This is a genomic window from Arenimonas donghaensis DSM 18148 = HO3-R19 (genome assembly GCF_000743535.1).
Lineage (GTDB): Bacteria > Pseudomonadota > Gammaproteobacteria > Xanthomonadales > Xanthomonadaceae > Arenimonas > Arenimonas donghaensis.
In genome coordinates, this window is the sequence record NZ_AVCJ01000022.1 from 1 (window position 1) to 12,247 (window position 12,247).

General features: G+C 70.9%; 9 protein-coding genes and 1 pseudogene. 5 read left to right on the forward strand and 5 right to left on the reverse strand.

The window, feature by feature from the left end; translation table 11 throughout:
* A partial coding sequence (locus tag N788_RS09055; protein ID WP_034224047.1) for a hypothetical protein occupies positions 1 to 955 on the reverse strand: 955 nt, incomplete at its 3' end.
* A 143-nt stretch (positions 956 to 1,098) separates the two neighbouring features.
* Here N788_RS09055 and N788_RS09060 point away from each other — a divergent pair.
* From N788_RS09060 to mgtE, 4 genes are all read left to right on the forward strand, one after another.
* Complete coding sequence (locus N788_RS09060) at positions 1,099 to 1,491, forward strand: PTS sugar transporter subunit IIA (protein WP_034224048.1); 393 nt, start codon at positions 1,099 to 1,101, stop codon at positions 1,489 to 1,491.
* On the forward strand, positions 1,484 to 1,753 hold the full coding sequence (locus N788_RS09065; RefSeq protein ID WP_034224050.1) for an HPr family phosphocarrier protein: 270 nt from the start codon (positions 1,484 to 1,486) through the stop codon (positions 1,751 to 1,753). Before N788_RS09060 ends, N788_RS09065 begins: the two co-directional genes overlap by 8 nt.
* Positions 1,753 to 3,468, forward strand: coding sequence for a phosphoenolpyruvate--protein phosphotransferase (ptsP, locus tag N788_RS09070; RefSeq protein ID WP_034224052.1), 1,716 nt, complete (start codon positions 1,753 to 1,755; stop codon positions 3,466 to 3,468). Before N788_RS09065 ends, ptsP begins: the two co-directional genes overlap by 1 nt.
* A 136-nt stretch (positions 3,469 to 3,604) precedes the next feature.
* Positions 3,605 to 4,963 carry a magnesium transporter gene (gene mgtE / locus N788_RS09075; RefSeq protein WP_034224054.1) on the forward strand — a complete coding sequence of 453 codons (1,359 nt, stop codon included), beginning with the start codon at positions 3,605 to 3,607 and terminating at the stop codon, positions 4,961 to 4,963.
* Here the strand turns inward: mgtE and tsaB are convergent.
* From tsaB to mrcB, 4 genes and pseudogenes are all read right to left on the reverse strand, one after another.
* Positions 4,950 to 5,655: pseudogene (gene tsaB / locus N788_RS09080) on the reverse strand (tRNA (adenosine(37)-N6)-threonylcarbamoyltransferase complex dimerization subunit type 1 TsaB); the annotation flags it as partial. The gene mgtE and the pseudogene tsaB sit on opposite strands and share 14 nt — an antisense overlap.
* Positions 5,652 to 7,676 (reverse strand): DNA repair helicase YoaA, encoded by a 2,025-nt coding sequence (gene yoaA, locus N788_RS09085; RefSeq protein ID WP_034224057.1) that lies wholly within the window; start codon positions 7,674 to 7,676, stop codon positions 5,652 to 5,654. The gene yoaA and the pseudogene tsaB, both read right to left, overlap by 4 nt.
* Positions 7,677 to 8,222 carry a tetratricopeptide repeat protein gene (locus N788_RS09090; RefSeq protein ID WP_051924520.1) on the reverse strand — a complete coding sequence of 182 codons (546 nt, stop codon included), beginning with the start codon at positions 8,220 to 8,222 and terminating at the stop codon, positions 7,677 to 7,679.
* A 1-nt stretch (position 8,223) separates the two neighbouring features.
* The gene (gene mrcB, locus N788_RS09095; RefSeq protein ID WP_051924521.1) at positions 8,224 to 10,590 is read right to left on the reverse strand and encodes a penicillin-binding protein 1B; all 2,367 of its coding nucleotides are present in this window, start codon (positions 10,588 to 10,590) and stop codon (positions 8,224 to 8,226) included.
* A 72-nt stretch (positions 10,591 to 10,662) separates the two neighbouring features.
* On the opposite strand from mrcB, the gene N788_RS09100 reads away from it, so the two are divergent.
* Positions 10,663 to 12,247, forward strand: a 1,585-nt coding sequence (locus N788_RS09100) for a glycosyltransferase (RefSeq protein WP_034224058.1), incomplete at its 3' end; no start/stop codon positions are given.

Here is a 12,247-nt window from a genome sequence, read left to right on the forward strand (position 1 = left end):
GCGCCTGCGACGGGAAGTCGTACAGGCCGTAGGTGCAGTCGATGGCCTGTTCGATCTCGATGGTGCGGTCGCCATCCACGATCAGCGTGTCGGTGGCCACCACCGGGGTGGCGCCCGCGGTGATCGAGAAGTAGATCGCGCCATCGGGCGTGGTATTGACCGCGCCGATCAGGTTCGACGGATCGCCACCATAGGTAACGACCGAACTTGAGTCGAGCTCGATGCCCGGGCAATGCAGGCGGGCGTAGCGCACTTCACCCGGCGAAAACGAGTAGCTGACTTCCGTCGATATGTTCAGGTCACCGGTGTTGGTGAGGGTCCGCGCCGGCGGAATGATCAGTTCCTCGGCGACAAGCACCGGACTAGTGGTCGCCGGGTTGCCCAAGGCGATGCCGGGGCTGACGACCGGAACGAGGGTCGACTCAAGGATGACGCGCTCGACACCGGCCGAGCCCGTGATGTTGTTGCCGCAACGCCAGCCGGGATTGGTGTTGCCGGCGAACGTGTGGACACAGATACGATCGTTGTTGCCCGTGTTGGTGGTGTCACACGAGCCGCGGGTCACCGCCTCACCGCCCGGCGCGAAGCCAAACGAATAGCTCGCGTTGAAATACCACTCGACGCCATTGGAAGACGTCGTGACGTTGCCGGTTCCGGTATCAGTGAACACATCTGCGCGCGGGGCCTGCGCGAGAACGCTGTAATTCGGGTCGCCGACCAGACGGCAGGCATACATGATGTTGGCCTGGTCGCAGTTGGCCAGGATGGTGGCGATCGGCGTGCCGGACTCGGCGAACGTGCCCGAGTAGCAGACGGTCCAGCCGCCGGCGGTGACCGTGGCTTCGGGTACGTTCTGCTGGACGCCCACCGGCGCGTACTGCGCCGAGGCATTGCCGGCCCAGAGCAGGCCGCCGGCCGCCAAGGCCACGGCATGCGAAAGCTTGAACTTCATCATTACAGGATTCCCCAATTTTGACCGCCACCATGCGGTCTGAACCCGGAGCATAGCCGCATGGGATGGGCTTGTCATGGACCTTAAGTCGCATTCACGGGTCCGTGCAGCCGGCGTGAAGGGCGGCCCTCTGCTAAGTTAAGGCCATGTCCGTCGGCATCCTCCTGCTAAGCCATCCCGGGGTCGGCAGCGCCGTGCTGGCGGCGGCACGCGGCCTTCTGGGCAGCCTGCCACTGGCCACCGAAGCGTTCGAATTGCCTTGGGACGCCGAGCCCGATGGCCAGCTGGCCGCGGCCAGTGCCAGCCTGCGCAAGGTCGATGCCGGCGACGGCGTGCTGCTGTTGACCGACCTTTACGGTGCCAGCCCGGCCCGCCTGGCGGAAAAACTGGTGCACCTGGGCACGCCCGCCCACCGGGTCAGCGGCCTGTGCCTGCCGATGCTGCTGCGGGTGCAGAATTACCCGGAACAGGACCTCGAAGAACTCACGCGCACGGCCGCCGCCGGTGCCCGCAACGGAGTGGTGGTGGACGATGCTTGAGCGCGAACTGCAGGTGACCAACAAACTCGGCCTGCACGCCAGGGCGGCGGCCAAGCTGGTGCAACTGCTTTCGGGCTTCCGCTGCCAGGCCACCCTGCTCGGCCGCGGCCGCGAAGTGAACGCCAAGTCCATCATGGGCGTGCTGCTGCTTGCCGCCGCGCCCGGGGCCACCCTGGTGATGCGGGTGGAGGGGGACGACGAAGCCGAAGCCCTGGCCGCGGCCGCCGCGCTGTTCGAGCGCGGTTTCGACGAGGAAGGCTGATGCGACGCCGGCTGCGCGGCGTCACCGCCTCGCGCGGCCTGGCCCTGGGCCGCGCCCGGGTGCTGCATCCCCAGGCCCTGGTGGTTGAGGAGACCCGCATCGGCGCCGATGAGGTCGATGCCGAACTGGCCCGCCTCCACGACGCCCTGGACGCCACCCGCGCCGAACTTCGGGTGCTCCGGGACCGCCTGCACGGGGCGCTGGCGCAGGAGGTGGGCGAGTTCATCGACCTGCACGCCATGATCCTGGACGACCCGGAGCTGCTGCAGGGCCTGGACGACCTGGTGCGCACCGGCCGCTACGGCGCCGATTACGCCCTCAAGCTCCAGCGCGACCGCCTGGCCTCGGTGTTCGAGGACATGGACGACGAGTATTTCCGCAGCCGCCGCGAAGACCTCGACCACGTGGTCGGCCGCATCCACGCCGCCCTGCACCGGCGCGGCGACGATGCCGTCGAAGGCCTGGCCGGCGAAATCCTGGTCTGTGAAGCCGTGGCCCCGGCCGAGCTCGCCAGCTGGCAGGCACGCGGCGTGGTGGCCGTGGCCACGGCCACCGGCAGCCCCCTGTCGCACAGCGCCATCCTGGCCCGCAGCCTGCACCTGCCGCTGCTGGTGAACGTGCCCGAGCTGCTCGCCCATGCCAACGACGGCGACGCCCTGATGCTCGACGCCAGCCAGGGCGAACTGGTGCTCGAGCCCGGTGCCGACGACCTGGCCCACTACCATGCCCGCCAGGCCCAGGTCAGCCGCGAGCGCAGCCAGCTGGCCCGGCTCAAGCGCCAGCCCACGCGCACCACCGACGGCGTCGACATCCGGCTCTACGCCAACGCCGAATCACGCGAAGACGTGGCCGAGGCGCATGCACTGGGCGCCGACGGCGTCGGCCTGTATCGCACCGAGTTCCTGTTCCTGCAGCGCAAGGAGCTGCCCACCGAGGAGGAACAGTTTCTCGCCTACCGCGACCTGGTGCTGGGCATGGCCGGCCGCGTAGCGACCATCCGCACCCTGGACCTGGGCGCCGACAAGGCCGACCGCACGGGCCTGGCCCTGCGCAGCGAGCCCAACCCGGCCCTTGGCCTGCGCGGCGTGCGCCTGTCGCTGGCGCACCCGGACCTGTTCCTGACCCAGCTGCGCGCCATCCTGCGCGCCAGCGCCTACGGCCCGGTGCGCATCCTGGTGCCGATGATCAGCAGCCGCGAGGAAATGCTGAAGGTCTGCGACGTGCTCGACCGCGCCCGCAGCTCGCTGCTCGAGGACGGCCAGCAGGTCGGGCCGGTCGCCGAACTCGGCGCGATGATCGAAGTGCCGGCCGCGGCGCTGGGGCTGGGCGACATCGTCGACCTGGTGGACTTCGTCTCGGTCGGCACCAACGACCTGGTGCAATACCTGCTGGCGACCGACCGCAACCACGAGTCGCTGGCCGAGCTGTATTCGCCCCGGCATCCGTCGGTGCTGCGCCTGCTGGCGGAAATCTTCGCCTTCGGTCGCCGCAACGGCATCCCGGTGGCGGTCTGCGGCGAAATGGCCGGCGAAGCCAGCAATGTCCCGCTGCTGCTGGCCCTGGGCCTGCGCGACTTCAGCCTGCACCCCTCCACCCTGCTGGAAGTACGCAAGGCCGTGCGCGAATCCGACCATGCCAGCCTGCGCCGCCGCGCCAGCACCCTGCTGCGCTGCCACGACCGCGCCGCGATCGAGCGCTGGCTCGCCCGCTGCTGATCGCCCCGCTGTAGGAGCGCCTTCAGGCGCGAATGTTTTGACTTTGCCCGTGGCCAGGAAGAGATTCGCGCCTGAAGGCGCTCCTACAAGGTGTTAGTTCCCGTCATAATGTGCGGGCCTTCCCCGGAGCCCCCCGATGGCCGACGCCGCGCACCACGACAAGACCGCCCGGCAGCTCAGGCTGCTGTCGGACGCGCTCGACTCGGGTCGCCTGGGCCCGGTGCGGCGGCTGGTGAACACGCTGTCGCCGGCCGAGATCGGCAACCTGCTCGAGTCGCTGCCGCCGGCCAAGCGCAACATCGTCTGGGGCCTGGTCGATCCCGAGGACGACGGCGAGGTGCTGGTGCACGTCGGCGACGACGTGCGCGAAAGCCTGCTGGCGGAAATGGACACCGACGAAATCGTCGCCGCGGTCGAAGACCTCGACATCGACGACCTGGCCGAACTGGCCGAGGACCTTCCCGACACGGTCATCGAGGAAGTCCTGAAGTCGATGGACCGCGAAAACCGGGAGCGGCTCGAACAGGTCCTGTCCTACGACGAGGACAGCGCCGGCCGCCTGATGAACCCGGATGTGATCACGGTGCGCACGGACGTCACCGTGGACGTGGTGCTGCGCTACCTGCGCCTGCGCGGCGAGATCCCCGAGCACACCGACCACCTGTTCGTGGTCAGCCGCCGCCACCAGTACCTGGGCCGCGTGTCCGTGGCGTCGCTGCTGACCCACGACGCCAGCACGCCGATCAACGAACTGTTCAACGACGAGCAGCCGGCGATCCCGGTCGATACCTCGGCCAACGACGTCGCCAGCCAGTTTTCCGACCACGACTGGATATCCGCGCCGGTGGTGGACAACAACAACATCCTGCTCGGCCGCATCACCATCGACGACGTCGTCGACATCATCCGCGACCATGCCGCGCACCAGGCGCTCAGCGCCGCCGGCCTGGACGAGGACGAGGACATGTTCAGCCCGGTGCCGCGCGCGGCGCGCCGGCGCGCGGTGTGGCTGGGCATCAACCTGCTGACCGCCTTCCTGGCCTCCTGGGTGATCGGCCGCTTCGAAGGCACCATCGAGCGCCTGGTGGCGCTGGCGGTGCTGATGCCGATCGTCGCCAGCATGGGCGGCGTCGCCGGCACCCAGACGCTGACGCTGATGGTGCGCGGCATGGCCCTGGGCCAGGTCGGCATGGGCAACGTCGGCGCCCTGCTGAACAAGGAAGTCATGGTCGGCTTGCTCAATGGCCTGGCCTGGGCGGTCGTGGTCGGCTGCGTGGCCGCGCTGTGGTTCGGCGACTGGCCGCTGGGCGGGGTGATCGCCGCGGCGATGGTGATCAACCTGGTCACCGCCGCGCTGGCCGGCGTCGGCGTGCCGCTGCTGCTGCGCCGCCTGCGCATCGACCCGGCCCTGGCCGGCGGCGTGGTGCTGACCACGGTGACCGACGTGATGGGCTTCTTCTCGTTCCTGGGTTTGGCGACGCTGGTGCTGCTGTAGCGTCAGCGCGGCGTCGGCTTGCCCTGTTCGGCGAGCGTGAGCGCGACCTTGTCGCGCAGGTAGGCCGGTTCCAGCGCATCGGGCGCAATGGCCTGGCCACGGGCGAACGCACGGGCGGCAAGCACGGCCAGGTGCGCGGCGCGCGGCAGCGCGCCGGCGTCGAAACCGGTGAGTTGGTCGCCAAGGCGGTGCACCAGGGCGCCGGCTTCCGCGCCGAATCCGGTGCCGACGCCGTGCACCGCCGATGCCGGCAGCGCCACCGCCGCGGGGGCGCAGACACGTTCGTCGCCGACCGCCTCGACCAGGCCATCGTCGTCGCGCCGGAAGTTTCCGGCATACACCTCGCCCATGCGCGCATCGATGGCGGCCAGGATGTCGTCGCCCTGTCCCTGCATCGCCAGTACTGCCAGCGTGGACACCGGCAGCACCGGACGGTCCAGCGCCAGTGCCAGGCCCTGGGTGATGGCGATCGCCAGGCGCACGCCGGTGAACGCGCCGGGGCCGCGACCGACCGCGATCGCGTCGAGCTGCGACCGGGCCAGGCCGGCTTCGGCCAGCAGCGCTTCGGCCCAGGGCAGCACCAGCTGGGTGTGCCGGCGCGGCGCCAGTTCGTGGCGCTCGAACAGGCGGCCGTCGGCGTAGACGGCGACCGAGCAGGCTTCGGTGCTGGTTTCGATGGCCAGGAGGTTCATGAGGCCGATTCTGCGGCAAGCGCGGCCATTTCAGGCGTTTCGAAGAAGCGCTGCACGTCGCCGACGTCGCGGGTGCGCGGGAACGGCGGCAGGCTGGCCAGAAAACTGCGGCCATAGGGTTTGCCGAGCAGGCGCGGGTCGCACAGCACCAGCACGCCGCGGTCCTGGTCGCTGCGGATCAAACGCCCGACGCCCTGCTTGAGCGCGATCACCGCCTGCGGCAGCTGCTCGTCGCGGAAGGGATTGCCGCCGCGGCGACGCACGGCTTCCAGGCGCGCCTCGAGCACCGGGTCGTCGGGTGCGGCGAAAGGCAGGCGGTCGATGACCACCACGCTGAGCGCTTCGCCGGCCACGTCCACGCCTTCCCAGAAACTGGCGGCGCCCAGCAGCACGCCGTTGCCGGAGGCACGGAACTGTTCGAGCAGCACGCTGCGCGGCGCGGTGCCCTGCACGAACAGCGGCCAGGGCGCGTCGCGCAGCTCCTCGGCGGCCTCGCGCAGGGCGCGATGCGAGGTGAAGAGCAGGAAGGCGCGCCCCTTCGACGCTTCCAGCACCGGCCAGGCGGCATCGATGACGGCCCCGACGTAATCGGGGCTGCGCGGTTCGGGCATCATCGGCGGCAGGTAACAAAGCGCCTGCTTCGGCCAGTCGAACGGGCTGGGCTGCAGCAGTTCGCGTGGTTCGTCCAGGCCCAAACGCCGGCCCAGGTGGGCGAAGTGGCCGTCCACCGCCATCGTCGCCGAGGTGAAGATCCAGGCCGCCCGGCTTTTTTCACGGTACTCGCGCAACGGCCCGGAAACGTCGAGCGGTGTGCGCTGGAGGGTGAAACCGCGCTGGGTCAGTTCGTACCATTTCACCGAGAAATGGGCGTCGTCGTCGGGGACAGGTGCGTTTTCCTCTGCGCAGTCGTCGGTGTCAGGCGAACCACCGGAGGAAAATGCATCTGTCCCCTGCAGCCACGCGGCGAGCCGGCGGCGCAGTTCGGCGGTGCGGTCGCCGCAGGCGGCGAAACCGGGCGAGGCTTCCGACAGCGGGCCCAATGCCGTTTGCAGGTCACCGAGTGTTTGCTGCAGGTGCTGCAAGGCCTCGGGCGCCCCGGACTGTTCGAGCAGGCGCGCCTGCGGGCCGCGCTGGGGCAGCCGGTCCAAGGCCAGGCGCAGGTCGCGCATGGCCTGCTCGACCGCGCGCGCCGGCCCCATCACCGTGGCCAGCGAGGCGGTGACGTTCTTGCACTCGGCCAGGCAGTCACGCGCCAGGTCGAGCAGCTGCCGTGCGGACAGGCCTTCACCGAAAAACTGCGCCGCCAGCTCCGGCAGCTGGTGCGCTTCGTCGAGCACGAAGGCGGAGGCACCGGGCAGGATTTCACCGAAGCCTTCCTGTTTGATCGCCAGGTCGGCCAGCAGCAGGTGGTGGTTGACCACCACCAGGTCGGCGGCCTGCGCCTGCTGGCGTGCCCTGGCCACGTGGCACTCGTCCCAGAACGGGCATTCGCTGCCCAGGCAGTTGTCGGCGGTGGAGGTGACCTGCGGCCACAGCGGCGAGTCTTCGGGCAGGTCGGCCAGTTCGGCCAGGTCGCCGCGCATCGTGCGGCCAGCCCAGGCAACCACCCGCTGGAAGTGGGCGACCACCTCGCGCGACTGGAATTTTTCACCCTTGGCCTGTTCCAGGCGGTACAGGCACAGGTAGTTGGCGCGGCCCTTGAGCAAGGCGGTCTTCAGGCCGGCGCCCAGCGCCTCGCGAACGCGCGGGAGGTCGCGGTGGTAAAGCTGGTCCTGCAGCGCGCGGGTGCCGGTGGACAGGATCACCCGCTGGCCCGACAGCAGCGCCGGCACCAGGTAGGCGTAGGTCTTGCCGGTGCCGGTGCCGGCCTCGGCCACCAGGGTGGCGCGGTCGTCGATGGCGTTGGCGACCGATTCGGCCAGCTGGTTCTGCGCCGCACGCGGCACGAAACCCTCCAGCCCCGACGCCAGCGGCCCGTCCGGCGCCAGTGCCGCCAGCGTGCGTTCGGCCAGGTCGCCCACTTACATGCGGACCGGCGGCGCCACGATGCAGGACTCGCCCTGGCGGTGGGCCACTTCGGCGGCCTCGTCGGCGCCGCGCATGTCGCGGGCGTGGCCGATCGTTGCCCAGTTGCGACGGCACAACCCACCGAGCTTCGGCCCGACTTCGTAGGATTTGGCGGCCAGCAACTCAGCCTGCTCCCAGCTCCGGCGCAGCAGCGACAGTTCGGCCTGCCATTGCAGCAGCTCCGGGTCTTCCGGGCTGATCTCCAGGGCTTGCGCCAGGGCCTCGAAAGCCGCCTTGGGCTTGCCGGCGTCCTCCAGCTCGCGCGCGCGGGCGCGCAGGTCGTCGACCTGCGGATCGCGCAGCGGCTGGACTTCCAGTTCGAGGCCGTTTTCCCCGGCGGCGCGCACCTGCGCGACCAGTTCGGCCGGCGTGGCCCGGGCAGACGGCGTGGTGTCGGCGGAAGCGCTGGTCGGCGTGGCCTGTCCCGCAGGCGACGAGGCGCAGGCGGCGAGCAGCAGCACCGGGGCCAGCAGGCCGAGGCGGGTAAGGCGGGCGATCACGTCAGTCAATCCTTCTGTCACGGTCGTTGCGGCCTTCGCGCCGCTCACGGCGATCGTCGCCGCCCAGGCGGAACCAGTCCAGCCAGCTGTCGCGCCGGCAGCTCACGTGCTCGGGCGGCAGGTAGCCGGCGACGAACGCGTAGCGGCGGGCACCGTCGCAGTCCTGTTCGGTGGTCGCGAACACGTCGTCGTCCACCCAGCCCCAGTCCAGGCCCTGCATGCCCACGTCCAGCGGCGCGCTGGGCAGGCCGGCGAACAGCGACGACCACACCCGCATGGCACCCGTGGACCCGTAAAGGCCAGTGGGTTCGTTGCGGTCGTTCCCGACCCAGACCACCGCCAGGTGACTACCCGTATAACCGGCGAACCAGCTGTCGCGGCTGTCGTTGCTGGTGCCGGTCTTGCCGGCGGGGCGCAGGTGGCCCAGGCCGTCGGCCACCAGCTGGCGCGCGGTACCGCCGGTCACGGTGTCCTGCAGGGCGAGCGTCACCAGGCGAGCGGCGATGGCGTCGCCTTCCTGGGCGGGTGCGGCCTTGAAGTCGTAGCGGCTCACCGCCTGGCCCTTTTCATCGAGAACGCCGCGCACGGCGCGCAGCGGCTGGATCTCGCCGCCGGAGGCCAGGAACTGGTAGACCTGTGCCATCGCGAAGGGGCTGAGGTCGACCGAACCCAGGATCAGCGAAGGATTGGGCTGCGCGCGCAGGCCGGCCAGCACCTTGAGCAACTCGGCCAGGCGCTCGGGCCCCACGTCCATGCCCACGCGCACCGTCGCCTGGTTGTAGGAATGTTTGAGCGCATCGGCCAGGCTGACCCGGCCGTGGCTGACGCCGTCGGAATTCTCGGGATTCCAGCGCTTGCCGTTGGGCAGCACCAGGTCCACCGGCGTGTCGTCCACCGGCGTCGCCAGCGACCAGCGATCCGGTTGGGCCAGGGCCAGCAGGTAAACCAGCGGCTTGAGCAGCGAGCCGACCGGCCGCTGCGCCTCGAGCGCCCGGTTGAAGCCCGGCTGGTCGGTGTCGCGGTTGCCCACCATCGCCAGCACTTCGCCGCTGTGGGTGTCGGTCAGCACGAGGCCGGCCTGCAGCGCCGGGCCGTCCTTCTTCTGGACCTTGTCGAGGGTGCCGCTGACGGCGCGTTCGGCGCGCAGCTGGGCCGAGGGCGAGAGCGTGGTCACCACCACCAGGCCGGCACCGCGCAGGGCGTCGGCCGGGTAGTCGCGCGCCAGCTGCCGGCGCACCAGGTCCATGAAGGCCGGGTTGCGGTTGGATGCCACGCCGGGCCGCGCGCTCACGCCCAGCGGCGCCGCCATGGCCTTTTCGGCTTCGGCGGCACTGACCAGGCCGACGTCGCGCCAGACCGCCAGCACCAGGTCGCGGCGCTTCTTGGCGGCTTCGGGCTTGCGCCGCGGATCGTAGAGCGACGGACCCTGGATCATGCCCACCAGCAGCGCCATGTCCTGGGTGCGCAGGGTCGAGAGGTCGCGGCCGAACCAGAACTCGGCGCCCGCGGCGATGCCGTGGATCGACTGGCTGCCGTGCTGGCCCAGGTAGACCTCGTTGAAATAGGCCTCGAGGATGCGTTCCTTGTCGTAGCGCGCCTCGATGATGACCGAGTAGCTGGCTTCCTTGATCTTCCGGGTCCAGGCCACTTCCCGGCTGAGGAACAGGTTGCGCACCAGCTGCTGGGTCAGCGTGCTGGCGCCCTGCTCGATCTCGCCCTCGCGGGCGTTCACCCAGGCCGCGCGCAGGATGCCCCAGGGGTCGATGCCATGATGGTGTTTGAAGTTGCGGTCTTCGACCGCCTGCAGGCCGGTGACCAGCAGCGAAGGCACGTCCCGGAGCTGCACCAGCCGGCGCTCTTCCTGGACGTCGCCGTAGATCGTGGCGATGCGCGCCGGGTCCAGGCGGGCGTCGTCGAGGGGCTTGCCGGTCTTGCGGTCGGTGACCGCCGCCACGCGCCCGCCTTCGACCACCACCGTGATCCGTCGCGCCGGCACGGGTCCGTCGAGGTCGGTGAACGCACGGGTGCCGATGTGGAAACGTTTGCCGTCACGCGCCCAGGTGCCGGGCAGGTCGCCGGTGTCCTCGCGATACCCGGCGGCCGAAAGTTCGAGCAGCAGGGTGTCGGCGTCCAGGCGCGTGCCCGGCGCCAGCGCCAGCGGCCGGGCGTAGACGCGGGTCGGCACTTGCCAGACCAGGGCCTCGAACTCGGCGCGGACGCGTTTGTCGAGCACATAGAACAGCGGCACGCCCACGCCCACGGCCAGACCCAGCGCCAGCAGGGCACCGCGGAAGAGCCAGGTGCGCCAGCGGCGGCGGACGGAAGACGGGGCTGGGGATTTGGGGGAGGCGTTTCGGGGCACGGACATGGATAATCCCGGGGTGCGGCGAGTCTAGCAGGCCGCCGCCGCCCTGCCCCCACCCGAGACTGAACGCTTCGCATGGACGCCATCCACCAGCCGGTCACTTGCCGCTGGGTCGACTCGCCGGCCCTGGCGCTGGCGCGTGCGCGCGCGGCGCACCCGGGGCGGGACGTGCTGCTGCTGCGCGAGGGTGTGGACCTGGACGAAGCGGCGAGCCGGCGCCTGTTGGCGGCGTGGCGTGACGGTGACTGGGACGTGCTGTCGCCGCTCGACGGTCGCTGGCCGCTCGGCGACGACGCGGACGCCGCTGCCTGGACCTTTGGCGAACACCTGGCTTTCGCCTGGGACGGCTATTCGGCGGAGTGTTCGCTGTGGCGTGGTGATTCCAGCCGCGGCCTGGACAGCCCGGATTCGCCGGCCCCCGGCCGCCGTGGCCTGCTTGCCTGCCTACAGGTCGGCGCGGCCGCCGCCGTCGATGGCGAGGCCCCTGCCCCGGTGCGCGCGCTGCAGGCGCGCCTCGCCGCCGGCGGCCGCCGGCTGCGGCCAGGGCGGCCGGTGCTGCTGCATGTCCTGCATGCCTGGGGCGGCGGCGCCGAGCGTTTTGTGCGCGACCTGATGCAGGCCGACCGCTCGCGCGAGCACCTGGTGCTGGTGGCGCGCGGCGACCACGACCTTCCGCCCTTTGGCCGGCGCCTGTGCCTGCACGCCGACCTGGACGCGCCGCCTTTGCAAAGCTGGACGCTGGCGGCACCGATTCCCGACTGCGTTCCCGCCTCGGCCGAAGTCGAGGCCGTGATGACGGCACTGCGCGAGCAGTGGAGCATCGGCGCGGTGCTGGTGTCGTCCCTGGTCGGGCATTCGCTCGACGTGCTGCGTACCGGGCTGCCGACCGCGCTGTGTGCACACGACCTGTTCCCGGCCTGGCCGCTGCTGCACGACGCCCGCGACCCGGCGCAAGCGCCCTTCGACCAGGACACGCTGGCGCGGATGCTCGGCCAGTCGGATGCGAAGCCGCTGTTCCCGACCCGCGACGCCGGCCAGTGGTGGGCGCTGCGACAGTCCCTGTTCGATGCCCTGGCGGCCCACGACGTGACGTTGGTGGCGCCCAGCGAATTCGCCCGCGACCGTGCCCGTGCCTTGGCACCGGCCTTCGCCGACCGTCCCTGGCGCGTGATCGAACACGGCCTGGCCCCCTGGCCCGACCCGGCGCCCGCGCCGCAGGCCCTGCGCCGTGGCGACCAGGCGCCGCTACGCGTGCTGGTGCCCGGGCGCGTCAACGGCGCCAAGGGCAGTGAACTGCTCGATCGCCTGGTTGACCAGCTGCCCGACCAGGTCGAACTCGTGCTGCTGGGCACCGGACCGCTGGGCGAGCGCTACCGCGGTCGCCGCGGCGTGCATATCAAGCACGACTACCGCCGCGACGCGCTGCCGCGCTGGGTCGCCGCGCTGGCGCCGGACATCGCCCTGCTGCCGTCCACCGTGCCGGAGACCTGGTCCTACACGCTGTCGGAAATGTGGGCCCTGGGCCTGCCCGTGCTGTGCGCCGGACTAGGCGCGCCAGCGGCACGGGTGCGCGCCAACGGCGCCGGCTGGCTGCTGCCGGCCGATGCCGCGGCCTTCGCCGCCAGGCTCGCGACGCTGGCGGGCGACCGCGCCAGCGTGG

Bases quoted from the DNA above. Each gene is read 5' to 3' on its own strand.
- N788_RS09060 (WP_034224048.1), top strand. From the start codon at position 1,099: ATGTCCGTCGGCATCCTCCTGCTAAGCCATCCCGGGGTCGGCAGCGCC.
- mrcB (WP_051924521.1), bottom strand. From the start codon at position 10,590: ATGTCCGTGCCCCGAAACGCCTCCCCCAAATCCCCAGCCCCGTCTTCC.
- N788_RS09065 (WP_034224050.1), top strand. From the start codon at position 1,484: ATGCTTGAGCGCGAACTGCAGGTGACCAACAAACTCGGCCTGCACGCC.
- mgtE (WP_034224054.1), top strand. From the start codon at position 3,605: ATGGCCGACGCCGCGCACCACGACAAGACCGCCCGGCAGCTCAGGCTG.
- ptsP (WP_034224052.1), top strand. From the start codon at position 1,753: ATGCGACGCCGGCTGCGCGGCGTCACCGCCTCGCGCGGCCTGGCCCTG.